The 24,947-nt window shown below is 56.8% G+C and carries 16 protein-coding genes and 2 pseudogenes; 10 read left to right on the forward strand and 8 right to left on the reverse strand.

Annotated features, from left to right (window positions below):
* On the reverse strand, positions 1–1,464 hold the full coding sequence (locus TRM7557_RS10010; RefSeq protein ID WP_058290085.1) for a mannose-1-phosphate guanylyltransferase/mannose-6-phosphate isomerase: 1,464 nt from the start codon (positions 1,462–1,464) through the stop codon (positions 1–3).
* A 724-nt stretch (positions 1,465–2,188) separates the two neighbouring features.
* On the opposite strand from TRM7557_RS10010, the gene TRM7557_RS10015 reads away from it, so the two are divergent.
* The 4 genes from TRM7557_RS10015 to TRM7557_RS10030 all read left to right on the forward strand — a co-directional run bounded on the left by TRM7557_RS10015 (position 2,189) and on the right by TRM7557_RS10030 (position 6,923).
* A complete protein-coding gene (locus TRM7557_RS10015) occupies positions 2,189–2,998 on the forward strand; it encodes a glycosyltransferase family 4 protein (RefSeq protein ID WP_413081158.1) in 810 nt (269 codons plus the stop codon).
* Positions 2,999–3,054: 56 nt separating this feature from the next.
* A complete protein-coding gene (locus TRM7557_RS10020) occupies positions 3,055–4,299 on the forward strand; it encodes a polysaccharide biosynthesis/export family protein (RefSeq protein WP_074942160.1) in 1,245 nt (414 codons plus the stop codon).
* A 101-nt stretch (positions 4,300–4,400) separates the two neighbouring features.
* Entirely contained in the window at positions 4,401–5,867 is a 1,467-nt protein-coding gene (locus tag TRM7557_RS10025) for an oligosaccharide flippase family protein (protein ID WP_074942162.1), read from the forward strand.
* A 12-nt stretch (positions 5,868–5,879) separates the two neighbouring features.
* Positions 5,880–6,923, forward strand: a complete 1,044-nt coding sequence (locus TRM7557_RS10030) for an acyltransferase family protein (RefSeq protein WP_082626588.1) — start codon at positions 5,880–5,882, stop codon at positions 6,921–6,923.
* Here TRM7557_RS10030 and TRM7557_RS10035 read toward each other — a convergent pair.
* Both TRM7557_RS10035 and TRM7557_RS10040 read right to left on the reverse strand, forming a co-directional pair.
* Positions 6,877–8,325 carry a hypothetical protein gene (locus TRM7557_RS10035; RefSeq protein WP_131727547.1) on the reverse strand — a complete coding sequence of 483 codons (1,449 nt, stop codon included), beginning with the start codon at positions 8,323–8,325 and terminating at the stop codon, positions 6,877–6,879. The genes TRM7557_RS10030 and TRM7557_RS10035 overlap by 47 nt on opposite strands.
* A 170-nt stretch (positions 8,326–8,495) precedes the next feature.
* Positions 8,496–9,125 (reverse strand): calcium-binding protein, encoded by a 630-nt coding sequence (locus tag TRM7557_RS10040; RefSeq protein ID WP_058290091.1) that lies wholly within the window; start codon positions 9,123–9,125, stop codon positions 8,496–8,498.
* Positions 9,126–9,703: 578 nt separating this feature from the next.
* On the opposite strand from TRM7557_RS10040, the gene TRM7557_RS10045 reads away from it, so the two are divergent.
* Positions 9,704–11,392, forward strand: coding sequence for a hypothetical protein (locus tag TRM7557_RS10045; protein WP_074942163.1), 1,689 nt, complete (start codon positions 9,704–9,706; stop codon positions 11,390–11,392).
* Positions 11,393–11,456: 64 nt separating this feature from the next.
* Positions 11,457–12,227, forward strand: a complete 771-nt coding sequence (locus TRM7557_RS10050) for a sulfotransferase family protein (RefSeq protein ID WP_074942165.1) — start codon at positions 11,457–11,459, stop codon at positions 12,225–12,227.
* 37 nt (positions 12,228–12,264) lie between these two features.
* Here TRM7557_RS10050 and TRM7557_RS10055 read toward each other — a convergent pair whose 3' ends face one another.
* The 3 genes from TRM7557_RS10055 to TRM7557_RS10065 all read right to left on the reverse strand — a co-directional run bounded on the left by TRM7557_RS10055 (position 12,265) and on the right by TRM7557_RS10065 (position 15,335).
* Positions 12,265–13,143: a hypothetical protein gene (locus tag TRM7557_RS10055; RefSeq protein WP_165592452.1), complete on the reverse strand. Its 879-nt coding sequence runs from the start codon at positions 13,141–13,143 to the stop codon at positions 12,265–12,267.
* A 226-nt stretch (positions 13,144–13,369) separates the two neighbouring features.
* Positions 13,370–14,188, reverse strand: a complete 819-nt coding sequence (locus TRM7557_RS10060) for a sulfotransferase family 2 domain-containing protein (protein WP_110590867.1) — start codon at positions 14,186–14,188, stop codon at positions 13,370–13,372.
* A 214-nt stretch (positions 14,189–14,402) separates the two neighbouring features.
* On the reverse strand, positions 14,403–15,335 hold the full coding sequence (locus TRM7557_RS10065) for a LysR family transcriptional regulator (RefSeq protein ID WP_058290096.1): 933 nt from the start codon (positions 15,333–15,335) through the stop codon (positions 14,403–14,405).
* Between the two features lie 186 nt (positions 15,336–15,521).
* Here TRM7557_RS10065 and TRM7557_RS10070 point away from each other — a divergent pair, with 186 nt between their 5' ends.
* Positions 15,522–17,201 (forward strand): BCCT family transporter, encoded by a 1,680-nt coding sequence (locus tag TRM7557_RS10070; RefSeq protein ID WP_058290097.1) that lies wholly within the window; start codon positions 15,522–15,524, stop codon positions 17,199–17,201.
* A 303-nt stretch (positions 17,202–17,504) separates the two neighbouring features.
* Positions 17,505–17,723 (forward strand): annotated as a pseudogene (locus TRM7557_RS20280) (IS6 family transposase); the annotation flags it as partial.
* A 125-nt stretch (positions 17,724–17,848) separates the two neighbouring features.
* Here TRM7557_RS20280 and TRM7557_RS19870 read toward each other — a convergent pair.
* Positions 17,849–18,778, reverse strand: coding sequence for a hypothetical protein (locus tag TRM7557_RS19870; RefSeq protein ID WP_131727549.1), 930 nt, complete (start codon positions 18,776–18,778; stop codon positions 17,849–17,851).
* 912 nt (positions 18,779–19,690) lie between these two features.
* Here TRM7557_RS19870 and TRM7557_RS10085 point away from each other — a divergent pair.
* Entirely contained in the window at positions 19,691–23,950 is a 4,260-nt protein-coding gene (locus TRM7557_RS10085; RefSeq protein WP_058290100.1) for an SdrD B-like domain-containing protein, read from the forward strand.
* 135 nt (positions 23,951–24,085) lie between these two features.
* On the opposite strand, the gene TRM7557_RS10090 is transcribed toward TRM7557_RS10085, so the two are convergent.
* A complete protein-coding gene (locus TRM7557_RS10090) occupies positions 24,086–24,340 on the reverse strand; it encodes a hypothetical protein (protein ID WP_058290101.1) in 255 nt (84 codons plus the stop codon).
* A gap of 98 nt (positions 24,341–24,438) precedes the next feature.
* Here TRM7557_RS10090 and TRM7557_RS20285 point away from each other — a divergent pair.
* Positions 24,439–24,947: pseudogene (locus TRM7557_RS20285) on the forward strand (transposase); the annotation flags it as partial.

The following is a 24,947-nucleotide window of genomic DNA, read 5'->3' on the forward strand; positions in this document are numbered from 1 at the left end:
CTACACCTTGTCGCGGGCATACACATCTTCGTAGCGAATGATGTCATCTTCCCCCACATAGGTTCCGGTTTGCACTTCGATCAGAACCATGGGCACTTTGCCGGGGTTTTCCATTCTGTGCACCGCACCCAAAGGGACATAGATGCTTTCGTTCTCCGTCACGAGTTTGACCTCATCATCCACGGTGACCTGCGCGGTGCCTTCCACAACAATCCAATGTTCAGATCGGTGAAAGTGGCTTTGCAGGCTGAGGGATGCACCGGGGTGGACCAGAATGCGTTTCACCTGAAAGCGATCCCCCACCACAAGGCTTTCGAACCAGCCCCAGGGGCGGTGATCCTTTGGAAACTCGGTGGCCTGTTTGATTTTACGTTCCTTCAACTCGGTAACCGCAAGCTTCACATCCTGCGCCCGGTCTTTGGAGGCGACGAGAACGGCATCATTCATGGCAACCGCGATCACATCCGTCAGGCCGATGCCAACAACTTCAAGCGCCTCGCTGTCAGAGCGCAGCATTGTGTTTTCGCAATCAATCGCAGTCGCCCGCGCAGAGGTCACCACGCCGTTGCTGTCCGCCTCGCCGTCGCGTGTTGCTTCGCGCAAAATGGCATTCCAATCGCCAAGGTCATTCCAATGAGTCTTGAGTGGAACAACCGCCAAAGAGGACCATTTTTCCATCACGGCATAGTCGATAGAAATGTTCTCGGCCTGCGCCCAAGGCTCTGGGGCAAGACGCAGAAAACCAAGATCCGCTTGCGCTTCTGTGACGGCTTGTTGCACCGGCTCAATCATAGCACCCGCACAGGTTTCAAAGGCTGCGATGATGTCTTTCACCTTGAACAGGAAGATCCCTGCGTTCCACAGATAGTTGTCCTGCATCAGCATCTTGCTTGCTGCTTCCGCATTCGGCTTTTCGACAAATCGTTTCAGGGCCAGCGCCGCGTTGGCCTCTTTGGCCGTGTCGACTTCAAGGTAACCATAGCCGGTTTCCGGACGGTCTGGTTCAACCCCGAACGTAACAAGCGTTCCGCCATCCAGTGCGCCGAGGCCCTTTGCAACCGCCTCGTTGAAACAGGAAACATCCGGCAGTTTATGGTCCGACGGCGCGACCAGCATGATTGCATCGGGATCTTTTGCGTGCAGGAACAGCGCGGCCGCAAGGACAGCCGGTGCCGTGTTGCGTCCTTCGGGTTCTACGAGGACAGCTTCGGCCTCGATGCCGATCGCATCCAGCTGCTGGGTGACGATAAAACGGAAATCACAGTTCGAAACCACCAGCGGAGGCTTGTACTGCGCGGCCTGAGACATGCGCAATAATGTGGATTGGAACAAAGATTCGCTGCCAGACAGCTGGGCAAATTGTTTTGGATAGCTCTCTCTGGAAACGGGCCAAAGCCGGGTGCCAGACCCGCCACAAAGAATCACCGGATAAACAGACGCAGTCGAAAACGATTTTTCATGCACGTGAAAAATCCCCCTTTTACCGTAAAAACAAAAGACACTTCGATTCTTTTAATTTAATTATACCAACATCAGATCACAAAACTTTCTGCGGCTGCAAATATTTTATGGACATCCAAAAACACCCAAACCGCAAACGCCCTTTTAGATTGCAAAACACGCACGCGCGGCTCAGTTGGCGCGCAGCTTGAGGTTACAGTGTTTTGACCGCTTCGTGCTGAAAGACTATGTTTTGCACAGACGCGCGCCGTCACAACGTCCGGCAAGCGCTTTTGATTTGACTCCTTAAGTTGCGCTCATGTTATGGTTGTCTAAAATTCTACTGACGCACGATACGCAACTTTCAACGCCCCTTCAGCCAGAGTGGACAGGGTATTTTTAATGGTGTTTTCATTTCCCATGTCAGGTGGTTTCCAAAATGGAAGTTTCAGTTAATGCACGTTTTTTATCGCGACCGCTGACGGGTGTTGATCGCGTCGCAGTGGAACTGACAGCGGCACTTTCCGAACTCTTCGAACGTGACGGCAATAGCCTGCGGATTCTGCGACCATCTGGGCCAATTTCCTTGGCTCCGGGGGCTCCTTCAGCCCTGTTTGAAAACAGTGAAATCCTGCACTCGAAACTAAAAGGCGCCGCGTGGGAGCAATTTGCGCTGCCTATGGGTCTCGCGCCAAACGCCTGGTTGCTGAACCTGTGCAATGTGGGTCCCCTTTTTCACCGAAGACAAATGGTGATGATCCACGATGCGCAGGTTTTTTCTCAACCCGACAGCTATTCGGCACGGTTTCGCAGTTGGTACAAAACCGCACAGCCGACCCTCGGCCGGGTGGCGAAACGGATCCTGACCGTCTCCGAACATTCCCGTAAAGAATTGGTCCGCTTTCGGGTTGCTCCGGCCGATAAGATTGCAGTGGTTCCCAATGGCGCAGATCACATTTTACGCATCACACCGGATCAATCGATTTTACAACGCCACAAGCTCGTGCCCGATGGGTTCCTTTTGGCGATCGGCTCGCTTGCACCTCACAAGAACCTCCCCACGATCATCACAGCTGCGCAATCCTTGGGGGATCGCAGTCTGCCTTTGGTGATCGCAGGCGGCGGCGACAGCACGGTTTTTGCCAAGGCCGGAATTCAGAACAGCGCAGGTGTCAAACTTCTGGGCCGGGTCAGCGATGCGGAACTGCGCGCCCTTTATGACTCCGCGCGCGGGCTGCTGTTTCCGTCGCTTACGGAAGGGTTTGGCCTGCCCCCGATCGAAGCGATGACCTGCGGCTGCCCAGTAGTTGCCTCCACCGGAGGCGCGGTTCCCGAAGTCTGCAGCGGCGCAGCCTATTTGCTTGCGCCCCAAGACCAGGCTGGCTGGCGCGGCGCGATGGAAGAACTCTCTGCCAACGAGGCCTTTGCGCAGCGCCTGCGGGACGCAGGTCGCAAACGGGCCGCCGATTACACCTGGGCCAAAGCTGCCCAAAAACTCAGATCTGAACTTGTCGCTGTCGGCGCGCTCACGCAGGCAAAATCACGGAGGCACGCATAATGAAACCGGACCAGAGATCAGGTCTTCACCGTGCCCACCCCCACCGCGGGGCCCAGTTGGCACGTGTCCGTATCAGGACCATTGCCCTGACCTTCTTGGCGCTCCTAAGCCCGGTTTCGGTTTCGGCGGACCCCTATCGACTGATCGCGGGCGACCGCCTCGAGGTGCGCCATTCTGCTTTGGCACAGGCACGTTCTATGAAACTGGATGCCGATGGAGAGCTGCGTCTGGAAGAGATCGGGGGCATCCACATCAGCGGCATGACCCTGGACGAGGCCGAGCGTGCAATTTCGGACACGATGGACAAAACCGGGCTTTTTGTCGACCCGCGCGTGTCGTTGATTTTGGAAGACTATGCGCCGGTGGTGGTCGTCGGTGACGTCGGTGCGCCCGGCGCGCTGACATATTTCCCCGGCATGACCGTCGGGGCCGCGCTCGCAATGTCGGGAGGCGTGCAGGGAGGCGGACTGAGCCAAACCGTATTGCAGCAGCAACGCATTCAGCTGTCGGAAGAACTGCGGTTGATCAATCTTGAAATCGCAGGGCATGCCGCGCGGCTCGCACGCTACCAAGCAGAGCTGAACGGCACGGAACTGACGCTCTCTTCCGATCTGCTTGCAGCAATTCCGCGCCCATCGGACGCACCAATCGATGCGCTTCTGGCCAATGAAAAAGCAATCCTGACCAACGCACGCGCCAATACCGAAGAGCTTCTGGGACACTGGAACAGAGAGATCACCACATTGGATGAACAGCTGCGCCTTTTTGACCAGCGGATGGCGGTGCAGCAGGAAGTGGTCGCAACCACCCAGGGCCTTCTGGAAAAAGCCCGGTCCTTACAGGAACGCGGTCTGCAGACCTCGACAACCATGTCAAACGCCGAACAGCGCGCCGCCACGGCGCGCGCAACAGAACTGGAACTGGAATCCACCAAGATTTCGACCGCCAGAATTCTAAGTGAGGCCCGCCGTGACAAAGCGCGCTATCTGGCAAATCAGGAACGTGACGCTTTGGAAGGTGTGCAGGCAACATTGCTGCAGATGGAATCTGCCAGCTTGCGTTTGGACCGGGCCACAGCGCGGCTCGCGCTGCTTTCCCAGTCTTCGGTCATGAGCACCGAGAACGCAGCCTTGAGGATTTCGCTCCATAGCCTGCGCCCGGACCGCCACATCACAATTGAGGCCGGCGCCCAAAAAGACCTGTTGCTGCCAGTCCTGCCCGGCGACACCCTGACGGTGACCATTGAAATGACGGTCTGGCCAGAAGATGCGCCACCAACCAAACCGGACCGCCAATTCTGACAATCGCAATACCGCAGGCTCCATCAGGCGTGTGATGGGCATGAAATCGCACGCTCCGCGCCCTTTTGCCCCGCGACACACATCCAAATAGGTTTGGATCCATGAGTAAAGCTCCTCCGTCTTCGGACACGACGCCAGACGACCAAGGTGGAAAAGATCCCAAGGCAGGGTCCATGGCCGTGATTTCGGTATTGGGCCTGGGCTCGCAGCAGTTTGCGGCCCTGATGATGACCTTGCTTGCCGCAGCGACCCTTTCGGCCGCGGAATACGGCGTCTACACGCTGGCAGTGGTTTTTGCCGAATTCGTTGTGATGCTGACGTACACCGGCTTCTTCCACTATGTGATCAACGCCGACGAAGACGAAGACCGTCTGCTGCCCACGGTCTTTTGGATTATGGTGTCAATTGGCGCTGTTGGCGGCGCTTTGATTGGCGTCAATGCGGCTTTGATTGCACAGGCATTTGACGCCCCACAGCTCACCCTTGTCCTGCAGCTTCTGGCCATACTGCAACCCTTTGGTGCGATGATCGGATGGTGCACAGCCGTTCTGACCCGCCACGGGAAAATGAAGCCCTACTTTCTGTGTATCGGGTTTTCCAATCTGGGCGCGCTGGCTCTGGGTGCAGCCACATTGATGATCTGGCCCTCCGTCCTCGCCTTGGTCTTGTATCGCGCTGCAAGAATAGCCTTGTGCCTTTTCTCCATGTGTTGGGTGATGCCCACGGGACCACGATTGCGGTTCGACGTCCAATTGGCACGTCGGGCGGCGCGGTTTGCTTGGGGGCTTTATGGCTCTGCTTCTTTGAAGTTCGTGTCCAATTTTGGCGCTGATCTGATGCTCGCCTGGTTCTTGTCCACCGCAGAAGCAGGCCTTTACAGATTTGCTAATCGGCTGGCCTTTGCCGCCTCAAGTCTGGTGACACAGCCGCTCAACGCGTTTGCGCTGAAGAAATTCGGGCGCGCCTCCCGGCAGGGGAAGGATATCTCGGCCATTCTGGCGCAATTCTTTGCCGCCTCTATCGTATTGGTCGGAGGCGTCGCAATGACGATCGTCGTGCTGGGAGATCAGCTGGTGACCGCCTTGTTCCGGCCCGAATTCAGCGCAGCAACCTTCGCCATTGTGATGATGGCTTTGCGCTCTGCTTTCAGTGTTGGGCACAATCTCATCGGCCCGGTGTTCTCCGCATTGCACCGCAATGCAACGGGCATGGCTTACAATCTGGTTGTCGCAGCTCTGATGGTCGTTGTTATTCCTGCCTTCGCCCCCTTTGGCCTCAATGCGATGGCCACCGCCACAACAATGGTCCAACTGTTCAGTATCCCGTTTGCCTTGTTTGTGATTGCGCGCTGGGGTCAGCTTGATATTGGCCCCGCGCTGCGGGACGGGACCACGGCGCTTGGTCTGGTTGCCTGCTATTCGGCCGTTCTGTTTGCTCTCAGTTTCCAGTTCAATCTTGGCTCTGCAATGTTGACGGTCAATGCAGCCCTCGCGGTTCTTCTGGGCGCGATCACGGTCTTGCTGGCGGTTCGGTTCCAGGTGCTGAAACCAGAGATTTTAACCCGCTAACAGGGGATTTGGATGACACAGAAGTCGCAGCCAATTTGGCCTCTGAAACAACAATCTGCCCCCTTGACGCAACCTGCATCAACCGCTGGCACGCGTGACCATCGGCTTGATCACGCCAGAGGGTTGGCAATGGTTCTTGTTGTCCTGGGCCACGCGCTTGTCGGGGCGAAATCTGCAGGCGGGCTTAGCCAACCCTGGCTGGTTTTACTTGTCGTCATCTACAGCACGCATATGGCACTGTTTTTTCTGCTGTCCGGGCTGCTCGCCGCGCGCATTCAAACGCGCCGCTGGTCCGACGTGCTGCGCACGTTAGGCCAACGGATCCTTTGGCCCTATCTGCTGTGGAGCTTTCTGCTTCTGACCATTCATTTCGCAATGAGCGCCCATACCAATGTGGCCTTGGCCCATTACAATCCGCTCAGCATCTTATGGAAACCGCCGTCGGTGATGTGGTTTCTCTATTATCTGGGCGGGGCAATGGTGCTGCTGCGCCTCCTGTCGCCATTTTCAAATGTCCTCATCTGGGGTCTGGCCGCAATCCTGATTGCCGCAGCCTATGCAGAGCTGGTTCCGCAGGAACTGCGCTTTGTGGGGCTTTTTCTTGCGGCGGCCCGTTGCCCGGTCGCGCGCCTTGAACAGGTTTTGACGCCAGGGATCCTCACGCTGGCATCGCTGGCTGCGGGCATTACGCTTCTCGCTGCCATCCGCGAAACAGGCCAGAATTTCAGCGGTTACCCGGCCTTTGGCCTACCTTATCTTCCGATGTTGGTGGCCGGTCCCATTCTCATCTTTGCGCTTAGTCATCTGGCGCTGGCGAAGAGCCGCGCAGACAGTCGCATCAATGCATTCATTCTCAGGATCGGTCAGCAGACTATGCCGATCTTTGTGGTCCATATATTGGTGACTGCCGGGACCCGGATTGTGTTGCTAAAGCTTGGGGTCGACCAATGGGGGCTGATTGTCTGCGCCGCGACTTTGCTTGGGGTCCTTATTCCCATGATGGCGTTTTCTATTGCGCAAAGGTTCCGCCTGGATGGCGTTTTGGGTTGGCGATAGCCTGTACCTGACCCGCGCCGCGAGATCCTTGCGCAAGCCAGCACGACCGCAGCAAGCCCACCGAAAGACCCGCCATAATAAAAAATGGCAGATCCAGGTTCGGGTAGGGTTTGACCAGCGACGCACCAACCAGGATCGCTGCACAGCCGGACTGTAATGCGGCGGCGACTTCGGCGCGCCGAGATCCCTGCCAGACCTGTGGCGGGCGGTACAACAACACCCCCGCAACAAACCACAAATAAAACCCCGTTCCAATCACCCCAAGACTGCCCAGACAGGTCATGATCCAGCTGGACGCCCGCACGCTGCCGATTCCAGCGCCCACGCCATAGGAATCCCAAAAGTTCTGAAGCGCCTGCAGGTTCCACAACAGGCGCTCCTCGCCCGACTGTGACGACGCTTTTTGAACCAACAGGCTATCAAACAGATCCGCCATCAGCGGGGACATGGTGAAGCCCACTGCGACGGTCGCGACAATTGCCGGGCACAGGGCCAGTCCAACAAGGAAGATCATCATCCCGCGCTGCCCAAGAACTGCGGCCCGAAGTTGCCAGAGCAAAAACAGTCCGCCGTAGATCGCAAAGGTCACATAAGCCGCCGAAGACGTAGACCGCAGCAGCAACAAAACGATCACAACAAGGACACCCCCGGCCCAAAGTCGCCCCTGCCCGGCAGGTTGCCCAAACCAATACCGCAGCCAGAACCCAAACAACCCAATGGTAAACAACCCAAAGGACGAAGGCTCCGGAAAAGCCCCAATCAACCGGCGCACTCCAAACAGGACCTGATTGTCCAGCACATTCAGCGTCGCCGTGCGCAAAAGCACAAGCGGATCAAACCCAAGAACGGTCGACGAAAGATCCAAGGCCGAGACCACGATATGCAGGCCAGTCATACCAAGGACCGCCAGAAACACCCCCCGGACAGAACCGCCTTCACGAAACAGCGTGGCCATCACCACAAAAGCAGAGGCGGCCATGAACAAGCGAACGGCCTGACCAATATTTCCGCCAACGGGCCTGAGAGGCACCAATTCAATCGCAGCCCCCTCGGTGGTGCGAATAATGGCAAAGACCTCCGTGCCATAAGCAAAAATTCGGGGCAGGAAAAAGGCCCCAAGCGACGCCCAGAGCACGACCAGAAACAGCGCAAACCCAGGCGCGCCAATGCGCAGGGTTCCAAACATCTGGGGCCAGAAATTTGTCGACAGGGCTGCCGAAACCCAAAGCGCAATCAAGGCGCATTCTGCGATCATGAGCCCGCCAAGACCCGGCAAATTGATTGCAGCCGTCCCCCCGAGTGGAAGCATCGCCAAAACCAAAGGCAGACCGCGGTAGGGGCCAAGATAGATCACAAGCACAAAAACCAGCACGGCAAGGGGTGTCGATGATAACAGTTGCATGTGAAATCTAAACCGAAGTAGCCAGAAACAAATCTACCGCCGCACCGTGTTGCAGTCACCCGGCGCGCACCGCACTTCAACTATAAGTAAAAAAGCTGCAGCGCCTAGCTGCAGCTTTTCACTTTTGTGGATTCCACTGATGAAACCCACTCTATCTATGCGCGATGAGATCACACAAGCAGCACATCGCCAAAATCACCGATGAAATCGTCTTCCGTCAGGTGAACCTGGTAGACAGTGATTTCGGTGTTCCCAAAGGTCACAATAGAATGTGCATTCTGGTAGGAAATCTCGATGTCCGCGCCGCCTGCCATCAGGAAAATGTCAAAGTCAGAGGAGAAATCCCAAACCTTGTCGTTGCCGTCGTCTGTACCAAAGACAAAAGTGTCGCTGCCTTGGGTGCCATCCCGGTTCACATTGGTGTCGCCATACAGCACATCGTCTTCGCTGCCGCCAATAATGGTGTCATCACCGTCGCCGCCAATCAGCGTGTCAAACCCAGAGCCACCAGCAAGGCTGTCGCTGCCTTCGCCGCCAAACAATTTGTCGCGACCGCCGCCGCCCAGCAGTGTGTCGGCGCCTTCGTCACCGCGCAGGGTGTCATTGCCGTGATTGCCCGCAAGATAGTCATCGCCCAGCTCACCATTTGCCACGCCGGACACACCATTCAGCGTGATAGCGTCATCCCCATCGCCAGCATTCAGCCGCAAGCTATCCGTCAGTCCGATGCTTGCATCGCTCGACGCCACAAATTCATCATCGCCATCAGATAGTGCAATATTCAGAAATTCGCCTGCCATTTAAACTCTCCATCGAGATCGGGCCTTGGGGCACCCTAAAGAAAAACAAGAACAACCGGCAATCAATGACAAAAAATCAAATCGGGGCTTCAAAAAACCCGTTTGCCGCACCCTCCCCATTGGGCTAAAAAATCTATAAAGTTTTACATACTTCTGCGCCAACTATATAATTTGATAGTGTCAGAACCGCAAAACGCAAAACTATCGCAAGGCATGCCACAAGGTGTTGCTTTAAATTGTAAAAAAAATAATTCTAGGATGCGCGAAAATTCAATCAAAATAATCACGATAACATTGTGTATTTTTTACGTATCTATTTTTGAACAAATGCGCACAGATGAACAAAAACCAATAAAAGGCGCGCGCCAAATTCCGCCAATTCTTTAGTCAAACCACGCGAAACACCGCCTATGCCTATCGGATTTCAAAAATGGTCCCTTCCCGCATGTATTGATTCGGTGCTTTAGTTCAAAAGTGTTCCCGCCAAGACATGAAACAACTCAGGCCCTATCATGATCGCAAAGCGTTTGAAGTCGTCTTTAGTGTGCGCTTGGGTTTTGGCGCTGGCAGCCGCCCCAATGACAGCAGCCTCAGCAAATGGCCTGACTGCCCCGGAACTGGGCGCGGTTTCACAATTCCAGGCGGGGGCGCAATACAAGCGGCTGGACCGTGTCAGAGCGCTGGCACAATCGTCGCTTCGTGATGGGCTCCGTTGGCACGAGATTGAACAACAAGATGGTCTGTACCGTTTTGACCATCGCAGTGGCCGATACGTTTCGGATCTGATCGAGGAAGGCATGCTCGGGTCGCTCACGTTGCACCCGTCTTCAAACCGACGCAACAACGGGGCGACGGCAGCTGACCCTGAACAAACCAAAGCCTTTGCGGATTATGTGGCAGCCGTTGCGCAACAATTTCCCGGGCTTCGCCTCGAGATCGGAAATGAATTCAACTCCAGCAGTTTCCTAAGTGGCCCAGCCAAAGACCTGTCCGTCCCTGACCGCGCGCGTCTGCACGCTGCGCATATTCTGGCGATCGCTGAAACCGGCGCTGTCGCACAGGATCGTCTTTTGGCCGGCGCCGCACATTCGGTCGCTGCGGGCTACATTTGGGCGGTGCTCGATCAAGGTGTCGCCGACCACATTTCTGCGATCGCCCTTCACCCCTATACCAGCCCGGCAGAGGTTCTCCCCGCGCACTTAGAGGTCCTGCGCCGACACCCTGCCATGCAGAAACTTGCAATCGAAATCACCGAATTCGGGATTGCGGATGACCGCAACGCACCCGACCATTTCTGGCGCAATTACTGCAAGATGGCTCTTGCCAATGTACGGCGTGCGGTTTGGTATCCCTTTGATGCCCGCCGCGACCAATACTCTGCTGTCATCGACCGGCAGCTCAATCTGACACCGGTTGGCCGCGCAATCACTTTCGCCCAGACCAAGCTTGCCGGGCGAAAGGTTGAAGAGAGCTTTGCAAACCAGCCTTATTTGCATGGCTGTCTGTTTGATGATCGGACATTGGTCTTCTGGGGCGAACCACGCGAAATTCGCCTCAACCGCCCGGATATACAGGTGCGACACGGCCATCTGCGGCAGCTGCCCTCCGGTGATTTGTCCCGACCGACTGAAACAACAGTTCGCATCCTCACCGTTCCCGAGGACGCCGCGCCGCTGGTGCCCGGGCGCGACCTTAGTCTTGGCGACAGCCCATTGGTGGCAGACAGCTATGTGGATTTTCACTACCCTATTGACGATGAAGCCCTAAGCGACCCAACCCCTCGCGACCATCCGTTCACCCGTTGGCTACAACGCGGCCCCAGCGTGTTGCCGCTGATCACCTGCCCCGGACAAGACCGGCCCAAAGCCCCCTGGCGGCCCTACCTCTGCGCGAAAAACGCGCCCGCGTTCACACTGACCGAAAAAGACGTGACATTGATTGGCGCGGCAGTGGGCACGCCCCTCACCCTGGTAATGGCGCATCGCGTCAGCCACCCCCGTGACCTCCGCCTCGAAGTGGACATCGCTGTACGGCGCGCCAGCCGGGACGGGCTACAGGTTCAACTGTGGAAAAATGACCAAGAAATAGCGCAGCGGCATGTCCTTTATGGTATGGTTGAGGAACCATGGATCGTGACGCTGCCCGGCGTTTCAGCCGGTGACCTTCTGCAAATCAGACTTGCCAACGGACCCACCGACACAGGCGATTTTGGCAGTGTGCGGGTCCGGATTTTTGACGAGAACCTTTTTTATTCCAGCGCGCCATAGCGCCTGATCGCGTGAGCCCACACCCTCACGCTTTGTGCGGATCAAACATTTGAAGGAGCAAGCGATGAACGCGGTTTTACACAGTGCAATGAAAGCCTCATCAAAGCATCTGGCCCGCGTTCTGCCACAGGCACGCTACAAGAGGTCGATTTTTGTCTTGTCGCATATGCGCGCTGCCACCACTGCACTGACCAATGTTTTATGCAGCCATCCGGCGATCTCGGGATATGGCGAAGCCCATGTAAACTATGACTCGCCCGCCAGCTCGGGACAGCTTCTGGTGAATTTGCTGCGTCGGCGTGCCTTTGATCCTTTTGCGCCCTATCTCGCAGACAAGCTGCTGCACAACAGGCTCGACAATAACCTGCCCGAAGATTTCTTCTCTGCGCGCGCAGTTTTTATTGTCCGATCGCCAGCCGCAGCCATTGCCTCAATCACCGCGTTGGGCGCGCGCACGGGAGTCGCCGAAGGGCAAACCCCAGAGACCGCAGCGCTGTATTATGCAGGTCGGCTAGAGCATCTGAACACCCTGTGGGACCGCTTTGCGCCCGAAAACCGGTACGGCCTCGCCGTCGAAACCCTGCTTGCCGACCCCGACGCGCGTGTCGCTCGCCTTGGCACCTGGCTTGGCCTGTCGCCTGCCTTGAAAAACGAATACGCGCCCCACCCTGCAAGCCAGTCCGGCGGCGGAGGCGATCCGACCCGCTCTGCCGATCTGCGCCGGATCGAAAAGGCCGCGACGCCTCTGACCGCACCGCAATTTGACCCGCGCCTCTCAGACGACCTGCGCGCGCGCTGCGAAGACGCGCACAAACACCTGCTTCAAAGGTTCTAATGGGCTGACGCGCGCGTTGTACCTTTGGCGTATTTCGTCACGCGGGCTCAGCAAGCTTTTCGGCAGTGGCCATTGAAATGGCCGCAGCCCCGCCGCTTTCGAAATAACGATCATACCCCATGCGAACGTCCTCCGTCCGCGCCCGGATCCTGGCCACTTCCTCCTCTGACAGCAGTGCCCGCCAATAGCTGTTCACCACGTTCAGATTGCGATCCTGCGAATGCGGGTGTCCCGATGGCAGGTCAGATTTTGACTTCTGCGCCAGACGCTCTTCGAGGCTTGCCAGCCCCCGCTCGGCTCTGGCACCGTGCTCTAATCCCAGCCGAGCAAATAACGATTGATAGCTTTGACGCGGCTGGCGCAACACGGCGTCCATATGCAGAACCGTGACAAGATCCGGCCGCGCCTGCGCCAAAGACAAGAGTTCCGCATAAATCATGGACCAAAGCGCTGCGGATTCCTCCACAATATTCTTTGCGTCCCGCACAGGAAGAGCCCCCCCCTTCAGGCCCGCTCCCGACAGGTCTTCCGCCATCTGGTGAACCGGAAACCGCCAACTCAAACGTTTATAACTGGCGACCACGGCTTCAGGGGGTCTGTAGGTGACAACGACCGGAATGCCATGGCGTTCCACAGCGGCCCGCGCGGCAAGGGCCGCCAGGGGATCTTTCCAAATCAACGTCTCAAGGAATGGGGTCAGACGCGCCCGCAAAAGACTGTGTCGGCTGCGGCCTCCCAAAACAATTTTTGCAATACGGCGCAGCCCCGTTTCATGTTTGAACACGCCAGAACGCAGATTGAGGCTCAGATGCCCAAGCCGATCCACAAAACCATCAAAGGCCGCATCGTCCAACGGCTGGACGCCCGGGCGTTCGAAATACCGCGAGATCTGCCGATCACCGCTGTCCCCGTTCATCGGTTCATACAAAGAACTGGTCCCTTTCGCCAAGGCCAGCTGATCCCCAACAACGGTTGTCCCAGAACGGGGTGCACCGGTCACCAGAACTATTTTTCGACTGCGTGAATACACCGCTCACTCCACTTGCTAGAGTTCCAAAGCTCTCCGAAACCAACCGAGGCCAACCTCCGGGACAAGGTCCGGGACAAGGCCCGGGACAAGGATGGTGAAGCACCGACGCGCCTCACGCGGCCCTTGCGTGTTTGGGAAAAAACAGACATTTCTGCGGCGCACAGTCCACCGCATCCCACAACGCAAGATCGCTTGCGTAATATCGGTCGATGATATCTTGAACAGACCCGTTCGGCTCAATTTTTGACGAAGGCCTCTGCACCAAACTCCAGTCAAACCCAAACTGTTCCCCAATACAGCGCAGCCCGGTTTCGAGATGTTCCAGCGACGTCAGGGCATCAACCCGGATTTCGCCCCTGTCTGTACAGATAAAGCTCACCTGCGGCTGGAAATGGAGCCAGTTCAGCAGCTCTTTGAACTCGTCATCTTCTACTGTTCGACAGAAGGTTTCAAAATCCGGATAGGCCGCCAGCGCCTTGTCGGCGAACGCGCGATCGGGGACAAACGGCGATTTGAATTTCAAGTAATCGAACGCGGATCGGAGCCGTTCTGCTGGGTGCCGCAGGATCGCCATTTTAGGAAGCTCATCGAATGTCTTCCTGTTCAACCTGCGCAAATACTGAACCGAATGATGCGCATTGATCTTGGTCGATTCCTCGGGACTCATCGACGGGTAGATAATGCTATTCACAAATGTGCCCGCGTTTTTCGGGATGTGAACAAAGATTACTTTCTCTTCTTCATACAGCGAGAAGGGCGATACCTTCCGCCCCATTGCATGTGAATAACGCCGGTACATAATGCGCGCAGATGAAAACAAGCTCTCCGGCAGCATCCGACCTTTGGAATTTCCACCCCTGGTCAAATCATGTGGCGGATGGACACCACCTCTCTCCGGACCAGCACACAAGAAATCTCGTTGAATTTGCATTCAAAAGCCTTCTCAATCCATAAAAAACTCGGGGCGGAAAAAGGGGCTATCCAAAAACCCAACACATCGCCGCACCCACCACAAAACCCGATGAGGCCAACGTTCGTAAATAAAATCTTAACCAGATCATCCTGACAAAGGACAACTTTAGCAAGATTAAATTTCCCGACTCCGGTCCAAATGCGCGGCGCGATGAATTTTTTTGCGCCAGCGCTCAGTCAGCAGGTGAATGGGCGGATGTCAGGCACTCCAGAAAGGCGGTTGTTTTGCGGTCCGGTTCGGGACGTTTGCGCACAACCGCTGCAAATTGGACCGAATAGGCCGTCTGATCGCGCAAGACCGGCCAGACACTCTGCGCTGCGCCTAACCCGACTGCCACATGATCCGCCAGATAGCCCAGATAGCGGCCGGACTGTATCAGCAGGGCCAGCGCTTCTTCATCCTTTACCTGGGCCGCGCGTTTGACACGCAGCTTGTGGCCTGCGCGCATATTCGGCGAATTGAACCCGTACCCCGCGTATTTATACGCCGACAAATCAACGTCACGGTCCTGCACCTCTGCATCCGACAGGCCGAAAAGCGGATGGCCCTGCCCACAATACAGGCACATGCTTTCTGTATAGAGCGGCCTGTATCTGAGCGCGCTGGAGGGCTGATAATTCGGAACAACCGCCAGATCCAAGGCGCCGCTGGTCACGCCGGCTTCCAGGGCGCTTGGTGAATCCAGCAGAATATTGATGGCAACGTCCGGCGCAATCTCGTCGAATTCAGCGATTGCCTGATGCAGGCGGCCATTGGGATTGGTGGAGGATTGATCAAAAATCCCAACCCGAATTGTGCCCTTCAGATTGCGTTGAATGCTGTCGATCTGTGACTGAAATTCGTCAATCTGCAGAAGGAGTTGGCGCGTGTGATCCAACACTTGCCGCCCTTCGCTGGTCAGGTTGAAACCGGAGGGCCCCCGATCACAGAGCCGAAGCCCGATGCGTTTTTCAAGGTCCGAGATATGCCGCGAGATGGTCGATTTGCCAATGTTCAGCTCCAGCTCCGACGCTGCGATGCCATTGCATTCCGCCACCACCACAAAGACGCGCAAAAGTCGGATATCGACGTCGCCAAGCGTGCCTAAGACTGCGCGTTTTGCCAAACCAATGTTTCCTTTTTGTGAAACTTTAGACAGAAAGGTTGCTAACTGCCAAACCATTTCAACGGGCTAGGCTGGGAAACAGGGGCACGTGCGCAGGTTTAACAAGGAGGGCAACACAAAAACCACCCTTCTTAACCACGCGCAGACATCAAGAGGCCCAAAAACACCTTTGACAGAGAGGTAAACATGTCTACAAAACCACCCCTGATGGAGTTACCCATCGAAACATCTGACACCGGGTTCTACTCCGGTTTCAGCAAGAGTGTGGCCATATACTCGAAACTCATCGTTGCGATCCTTGTGATCTGGGCCGTGGTGTTTCCAGAACAGGCCGGCCGGATCCTCAATGCGATCAACAGTTTTATCCTGGCCAATACCGCCTATTGGTACATCTGGATCGTGGCGCTTTTTGTGACGCTCTGTATTGCGCTGGCGATCTGGCCCGCGGCGGGCCGGCTAAAGCTCGGCGTTGACGCCGACACGCCCGAGTTCTCCAACTTCTCCTGGTTCTCAATGATGTTTGGGGCAGGCATTGGGGTTGGCATGCTGACCTGGGCCGTCGCAGAGCCGGTCTATCACTTTCAAAACAACCCCGAAGTCATCCAGGGCATTGTCGAAGGCTCTTCTGCGGAAAACGTCCGATACGCCTATAAGTGGTCCTTCCTGCATTGGGGACTGGGCGCATGGGCCTGTTATGCCATCGCTGGTCTGGCACTGGGGTTCTTCTGCTACCGTCGCGGCCTGCCGCTGACAATGCGGTCGTCGCTGACGCCTTTGTTTGGCAAAACCCTGTCGGGCCCGCTGGGCAACCTGATCGATATCGTGGCCGTTGTGGCAACGATTTTGGGCGTGGCACAAACGCTTGGCTTTGGGGTCGAACAATTTGTGGCCGGTCTGACCCGCATTGGCATCGACGGGCTGATGAATGACGGTGGCACGGCCAATACCACCGGGATCATTGTCGCGCTGCTGGCGATTATGGGGGCTTCTACCGCCTCCGCATTGTCCGGTGTCGGCAAAGGCATCAAATGGTTGTCGAACCTGAACATGGGTCTGTCCATCTTCTTGCTGAGCTTCTTCCTGATCTTCGGCTCCACCTTCTTTGGTCTGCAGGCGCTGTTCCTTGGCATCTGGGACTATGTGATTGCCCTGCCGTCGCTGATGTTCACCGTATGGCGTGCCGACGGTGTAGAGGGCTCTGTGGCCACCAACCTCGAAGGATGGCAGGGCGCGTGGTCCGTGTTCTACTGGGCCTGGTGGGTGGCATTCGCGCCGTTTGTTGGCCTGTTCCTGGCCCGGATCTCCAAAGGCCGCACAATTCGCGAATTCGTGCTGGGCGCCATGATCGTTCCGTCGCTGATGTGTTTTGTCTGGTTCACCTGGGCCGGCGGCACCGCGATTGACCTGACACTGAACCAGGGCGCAGGAGACGCGATCTTTGGCACCGGCGACGGCGACAAGATCTTTGCCATGGTCGTTCATATGCTGGGCGCGACCCTGGGCTGGGTCATGTCGCTGGTGATCGTGATCCTGTTGATGACCTATCTGGTCACCACAGCGGACTCGGCTGTGCTGATTGTGAATACAATCAATGCCGCAGGTGACGAAGGACCAAAGGCCCGCCCGCACATCTATTTCTGGGGCATCGCCCTGGGTGCGGTTGTGGGTGCGCTTCTGATCGCCGGTGGCGGCGGCGGCGGTGGTCTCAAGGCCATTCAGACCGCAATGGTCATTGGCGCCTTCCCCTTCTCTGTTGTGATGGTGCTGCAATGTGTGGCGCTGGTCAAAGCGATCTCTAACGACATCAAACGTGAGAAATCGGGTATCCAGACAACCACAGAAGCGGCGCCCTCCGCCGCAGAGTAAACACACCTCCGGGCGCCCTTTCGGCGCCCGGGGCTTGGCTTATGGATCTGCACTCTGTGTGGCGGTCCTGCGCTGCCGGTCTGGCGGGGCTTTGATGCGCAAAATATGACTGGTGCCGATCTATCAGACACCGAATACCAGCAAGAAGCATCCGCAACACAAGCGCTGGCCATATCTTTTAAAAGGGTTTCCCGTCACCCGGCGCAAGCAGGTGTGGTATGTTGATACCAGCGATACCCCCCTCTCGGCAGAATGCAAACTATTGGCAAGGACCCCATTTTCAGCTCTCGCCAAGCGGTGGGGATGAGCGACGTCATGGGACGCCACTTCACCGGTGCGGTCGTGCTTTGGGCGGTTTGGTGGTACTGCCATTACGGGATCGGCTACCGCGATCTCGAAACCATATAGGCAGAGCGCGACGCCCGCGTTGATCACTCGACACTTTGCCGTTGGGTCCAAAGATACGCTCCAGAAATGAAGCGTCGGATGCCTTGGCAATGGAGGCGACAGATGTCAGGTAGCTGACGCGTAGAAGAAACGTACATCAACGCATTAAAGTCTTTGACGCTTGGAAGGGCGCCGCGCCCCCTTGAGGCTCCCGCGACAGGCCCCTGCGTCGGGACCGGAGCGTTAAGCTGATAAGGCCTTTAGTTCCCATCAAAATGGGGTCGCCCGGTGAAGCTCAGGAACCCGTAGTGGTGGGCGATGTCGAACAGAATGGAGCCTTTGCCCCCTGCGTGCGCGTCCTTGGGGAATTTTTCGTTCAGGATTTCTGAGAACTGCAGAAAATGCCCCTCAACGCTGCGCTTGGGCAAACCGGTGCGACCCGGCAAAAGCTGTGCATGGTACCGCGGGGCCGCGAGCAGTTCGCGGATCATGAATAGATTACCCGGGGACAGGCCCACCAATAAGAACAACCAATGGCGCATAGTGTCTTCGTCAATCACGCCGAACCGAAACAGCCAAACAATTGCAAATGGCAAAGAAATGAAATCGAATTCAAAACGCGACGCCACATCTTCTTCGCTTCCAAAAAACGCGTAATAAAGACCCAACCGCGCGCCCTTCCTAAATGGAACAGGAAAATTTACGGTGGCGGATGCCCTAATTCCAAATGGCTTGAAGACCGTTTGGACATAGTCGCTCCACCTTCCATCGGGTTGTGGTTTTACATCCGTTGACAGACAAAAGTTACCGCCATGCAGGCCTATCAGATCGGCATGAGCAGATTGTCCGTGCTGCGCTGTCCAGTTCAAAAATGTATTGAACTGTTGCTTGTCATCGCCTCTCACGTAGAGCTCGCCTTCAGAAAAGGGCGGACCGATTGTGGCCATGCAGCGCTCCGGCCGTTTGCGGCGCGTCACGGCCTCGTAAAAGCCCATCTGCTCATCCAATACGACATGCGCATTGGTGGACAGGGCGATGCGCGGCAGCTCCTTCAGGAGGAGTTCAGAACTATAACAACGCTTTAGACACAAGGGCAGCCGTGCAAGATCACGAAATTTTCCCGGCATAACCAACCGAGAGGCCGAGCAACTGGTCTCACGAAGGCCCGGCCTGCATGCAGATTCAGTCATTCCTACGCTCCAAGTCAGCGCTTGGGACACAGGGCCATGACAGTCGGCCGAACGCGCCCAATGCTCTTCTTGGTTTCACCAACTCACTGTTTAACATCCCCCTTACGGGAACGGTTTGCCGCCGTTTTGCGGCCACAAGGCACGCTGGCGTATTGCACGCGAGCAGCACCAAAGCACATTCTGTAAAAATATCGTGAACGAATGAGAACAAGAACAGGCACAGGTGTCAACCGATTCCGCCGCCGGAAAAAGCACCGAATTCACATACACAGACTGGCCGATAATCAGAACATTCAATTTAAAGCTGAGGGCGCCGGGACAAGAACGCCTCTATTCCAGTAAACCCGAGATTGAGCATATCCTCGTTCGGCTGGAAAAGCAGGGTCAATCCGGTCGATTTATCAAGTTTTGCGTATCTTTCACATTGTTTCTACGGGCCGCTCCGCTTTGCTGAAAGGGTGTAAAATGTGAGTTGGTAATGAGTTTGCGGTTTGCTTGCTGCGGGTCCGCGGCACTTATGACGGATGTTGAAGGGCGTGTCGGCGCAATACTGCGCTTTGGTCCAATGCAGACAGGGAAGGACGCAGTCCTGTCCCTTCCTGCGGCTGTATTCAACGCTTTCCCAAACTGCGGAAGTCTCTTTGGCCCGATGTGGACGCGCGTTTCGCGTCTGCGCAGCCAGAGTTTGTCTAGGTTTCATCCCTTTAGGGGCAGCGTGGAGGGTTTGCAGCAAGACTGCTCCAGACCCCTCACATCGCCCAGACACTCAGACCCGGCACATTTCAAAGGGGGGGCTTGTTCGGTCAACCCCTCACCCCTCAGCCCGGCGCTCCCCCAACACGCACACACGCATCCAAAGTGTTCCAAGGCGGGTTCTGCCCGGCTTGATCGTGGAATTAGGGAGAGTAACCAATGGCAAATATCGTAGACATCGCAGTCGGATCGAATGATTTTGACATTCTTGAAAAAGCATTGATTGCAGCGGACCTTGTGAGCACCGTTCAGAACGCCACCGACATCACGGTCTTTGCGCCGACCGATGCGGCCTTCACTTCGCTGGCGGTTCAGCTCGGCTTTGATGGCGACCCGTCAGACGAAGACGCGGTCTTTACCTTCATCGCGGATACGCTCGCCTCGCTTGACCCCAATGGCGACCCGATCCCGCTTTTGACGGATATTCTGGTGTACCATGTTGCAGCAGGCGATCAGACCGGCGCAACCGGCGAAGTGACCACGCTTCTGGGCACGACGTTTGAGGTCAACGGCACCGAACTGATCGACAAAGATCCCGAAGCGGTGAACCCCAATGTCGTGGGGACAGTCGCCGCAGATAATGGCCAGATCCAGGTCATTGATAACGTGCTCTTGCCCATCGACACGCCGATTGGCCAAGTGCTCACGACGATGATCCACGTCTGCGAGAATGACGGTGACCTGTCGATCGACTTTGGCACCCATGAATGCATCTACACCGAGGATGTGTTTTTTGCGAAAGCAACGCCCAAAGAGGTTTTCAAAGCGGGTGATGCGGTCAACGTGCAGCTGCAGTATCTGGAAATCGCCAAGGGCAGCGTCGTCTCGCCCGAATTGATCGCAGTTGGCGCTCAGGATGATGTGATCGGTATCGATATCCGGATTGCGAACAGTGACTTCGACAATCTCGATGTGAAGAAGATTCTGACCTTCGATACGTCTGTCCTGGAAAACTTCCTTCTCAGCAACGGCGGTGACTCTGTCGTCATCAGCCAGTTCGACAATGTGCGTGTGTATGACCCTGCTACGGGTCGCTACTCCCTTGAGGTCGCAGAAGCACGCGTTTACGTAGACGGCTTCGGCCCGGCAACGCGCGACACCCCCGGTCTGGTCGCCGAGCTGGAGGCTCTGATCGCACAGGAGCAGGCGATCACGATTACCTATCTGGCCTCCAATCATGTCGAACAGACCGCTGAAATTTGCATCGACTTCTCCCACGAGCCGGAATTGTTCACACCCATTGCGCTCGACCTGAACGGCGATGGCGAAATCGGTGTGACAGGGGTCTCTACGGTCCAAGGCCATGAGTTCGATCAAAACGCCGCCACGGTTGAGTTCGATCTGGACGCAGACGGAACCAAAGAGACCATCGAGTGGTTCAACGGTGACGGCGATGGGATCCTCGTGAATACCGACCTCATTGGTCCGAACAACGAGATCGACGGCGCGGCGCTTTACGGCGACCAGGGCGGCCTGTTCGCCAATGGGTATGAGAAGCTGAGCCAGCTTGAGGACGACAATGGCGACGGCGTCATCAACGGGGCCGAGCTCGACAATATCGCGCTTTGGGTCGACGACGGTGACGCGGTGCTGGAAGCAGGCGAGATCAAAACGCTGGCCTCCGAAAGCATCAAGGCGATCTCAACTGAGGCGACCGTTGAAGCCGATGGCCGCCTGACGTCCAGAGCGGGCGTTGATCTGGAAGCCACGGGCGAAGTCTCCTACAGCCTCGAAGGCCCTGATGCTGCACTCTTCCAGATTGATGCGGCGACGGGTGAGCTGACCTATGCGGCGGGTTTTGTGCCAGACTTTGAGAACCCGCAGGATCAAGGCCATGACAATATTTATGACCTTGTCATCGTGCGGTCGATCCTCGACAGCGCGGGGGACTGCATCAAAGAGCCCGAGCGCGAGGCGGTGCAGGTCAAGGTCTGCGACGAAGACGACCTTGGCAGCCTCTCTGGCCGTTACTTCTGCGATGAAAACGGCAATGACGTGGATGACGGTGAACCCGGCATTGCGGGCGTTGTTGTCACGCTGAACGAGACCGGTGAAACCACCGTGACCGACAGCAACGGCTTCTATAGCTTTGATGACCTGCCCGCAGGTGAGTATTCGGTGACCTTCACGGACCCCGACAATGTGCTGGACGGCAAGGATCTGGTCGCCCCCAATCAGGGCGGCGATGATGCGGTCGACAGTGACGCCATTGGCAACACCACCTCGGCCACCATCGCAGGCATCACGGTTGTCGCAGGCCAGAACACGCCCGACAATGATGCCGGTGCGGCCATGCCGGAGACGGATCTTGGGTCCATTTCTGGGCGGTATTTCTGTGATGAGAACGGCAATGCGCTGGAAGATCCGGGCGAAGCCGGTGCAGAAGGCATTCGCGTCCGTCTGCGCGATCAGGATACCAGAAAGATCATTGCCACCACCTTTACCGATGCCAATGGCAACTACAGCTTTGAGGGGCTCGAAGCGGGCCGCTATCAGGTGCGCTTCGATGGCATCGACGACAAGCCTTTTGTCGCGGCCAATGTGGGCAACGATGATGCGATCGACAGCGATGTGGTGAAAACCTTCAACAATGGAGTTGGGCGCACCAATTCGATCACGCTGGGTCAGGGCGAAAATGTCACCGATGTGGATGCAGGGGTCGAAGGCGCGGCGCCGGAACCGGGCTCTCTCTCGGGCACCTATTTCTGCGATGAAAACGGCAATGCAGTGCGCGATGGGGGCGACACGCCGGTTGCGGGTGTGCTGGTGATGCTGCTGGATGCGGGTGGCAATGCCACCGGCGATCAGGTGTTTACCGATGCCAATGGAACCTACAGCTTCGCCGGTCTCGCTGCGGGCACTTACGGGGTGAAGTTCACCGATCCGAACAATGTGCTTGACGGCAAAGAGCTGGTCGCGGCGAACCAAGGAGGCGATGACAGTGTCGACAGCGACGCCATTGGCGACACCACCGAGAGCATCATCTCTGGCATCAGCGTTGTGGGCGGACAGGACAGTCCGAACAATGACGCGGGCGCGGGGGCACCCGCCACAGGGTTGGGGTCCATTTCGGGGCGGTATTTCTGTGATGAAAACGGCAATGCGCTGGAGGATCCGGGCGAAGCCGGTGCAGAAGGCATCCGGGTCCGTCTGCGCGATCAGGATACCAGAAAGATCATTGCCACCACCTTTACCGACGCCAATGGCGACTACAGCTTTGAGGGGCTCGAAGCAGGCCGCTATCAGGTGCGCTTCGATGGCCTCGACGACAAGTCTTTTGTCGCGGCCAATGTGGGCAACGATGATGCGATCGACAGCGATGTGGTGAAAACCTTCAACAATGGAGTTGGGCGCACCAATTCGATCACGCTGGGTCAGGGCGAAAATGTCACCGATGTGGATGCAGGGGTCGAAGGCGGCTCTTCGGCGCCGACGCCGGTGGACGATATGGCCATGGGCTGCGCAGACGAGGTGATCCTCGCCGACGTGCTGACCAATGACAGTGACCCGGATGGCGACACCTTTGCCATTACCATGGTCGACGGTCAAAACATCGCCGAGGGCCAAACCATCACCACCAGCGCGGGCACCAATGTGACCCTCGACGGCGGGGTGCTTAAGGTCGACGGGGCACATGCCTATGCGGGTCTCGACATCGGCCAGACGGCGGTTGAGGACATCTCCTACAAGATCACCGACAGCGCGGGCAATTCCGCAAGCGCCACACTAGAGGTGACCTTCTGCGGCGATGCCAATACCCTGGAAAGCCTCGTGGCAAGCCTGCCCGGTTCCACCAAATATCAGGTTGTGGCGGGCAATGAGCTCCACCCGATCGAAGACTTTGGCTATGACGTGCTGCTCAGCGACAGCGGGGACGCGCGTCTGGACGGGGTTGTCTTTGATCAGGCCTATTGCCTCAGCTTCCTGGAAGCGGTGGCCACAGATGGCACCTTCTTGACCGCGCCGACCCTGATGGGCGACATTCTGGATGGCAAGGACACCTCTGCTTTTGGCGCGCACCAAGTGGGGATCAAAAATGGCCTCGCAGCCGGAGAAAACCTCGATCTGATCAATTGGATCATCAATGAGGAGTTCAACATCAACTCTGCCGGTTCGACCGATGGGCAATTCTCGGATTGGGAAATCCAGCTGGCGATCTGGGAACTGACCGACACGTTGGATCCCCAGTTCTGGGGCACCGACAGTGCCGCCGATTTTGTCCTGAGCCTTGATCCGATCTACGGCCAGCGCGAGGATGTGGACTTTATCCTGACCGAAGCCATGAACAATGGCGAAGGCTTCTGCGCAGGGGACGGCGATATTGCCACCTTCATCGTTGATCCGAACCCACCGACGTCGGAGAACTCTCAGCCGTTCATTCTGGGCTTCAAATACGATGATTTCGACTGCATCTGCTGAGACGGATCGCCCGGACGGGCCAAGGTCAGACACAGTCTCTGCCTAAATCGCAAACAAGGGCGCGCTAATGTCGCGCCCTTGTTTTTGCCGGGTTCGAGCCTGGCTTGGAGTTCGTCCCGACCAGTCGGATCGTGCCTACGCCGGTGTCAAAGCAGCGAAGCTGTTTATCGTCGAGACACCTCTAAAATCAATGTCTTCGGCGTAGTCCATTGCCTCCAAGCCGAAAATCGTGTCGCTGCCGAACCCATCCGCGAGGATGAACTGATCGCTCCCATCTTCGCCGCGTAGGCCGCCCTCTCCCGTTCCGCCGTCCAGCGTGTCATCGCCGGTGAAGCCCCAAAGCGCGTCATTCCCCCCAGCGGGGCAAGCAACGCCTCTATGACCGCCCATTACCCATTCTTCATCTCTGAGATCAAACCTTGTGACCTGAGCCCCGTTTTCTCCTCCGATTTTGGGTAGAGTTCTTCCTAACGAAGGAGACGAACAGAATGAAGAGATCACGTTTTAACGAAGAGCAGATCATTGCGATCCTGAAGCAGCAGGAGAGCGGCGTGGCGACAGCAGATGTGTGCCGTGAGCATGGGATCAGCTCGGCGACATTCTACAAGTGGAAAGCGAAGTATGGTGGCCTCGAAGTGTCGGATGCCCGAAAGCTCAAGACGCTTGAGGACGAGAATGCGAAGCTGAAGAAGTTATTGGCGGGGCAAATGCTGGAATGAGCCATTGTGCGCCATTGGTTCGAGAACAATGATGAATGCGATGTTGAAGGATGTCGCCTCGCGAAAGTGGTGACGCCCGGCGCGAAGCGGGATGCTGTGGCGCACTTGTGCACAGAGCACGAGGTGAGCCAGCGGCGGGCGTGTTCTGTACTTGGCGTTGATCGTTCGAGCGTGCGGTATCGCAGTATGCGCCCGGACGATGCAGAGTTGCGCAAGGCGATGAAGGCGGTGGCCGCCGAACGCCGCCGGTTCGGTTATCGCCGTGTCCATGTCATGCT

The sequence above is a fragment of the Tritonibacter multivorans genome, assembly GCF_001458415.1.
Lineage (GTDB): Bacteria > Pseudomonadota > Alphaproteobacteria > Rhodobacterales > Rhodobacteraceae > Epibacterium > Epibacterium multivorans.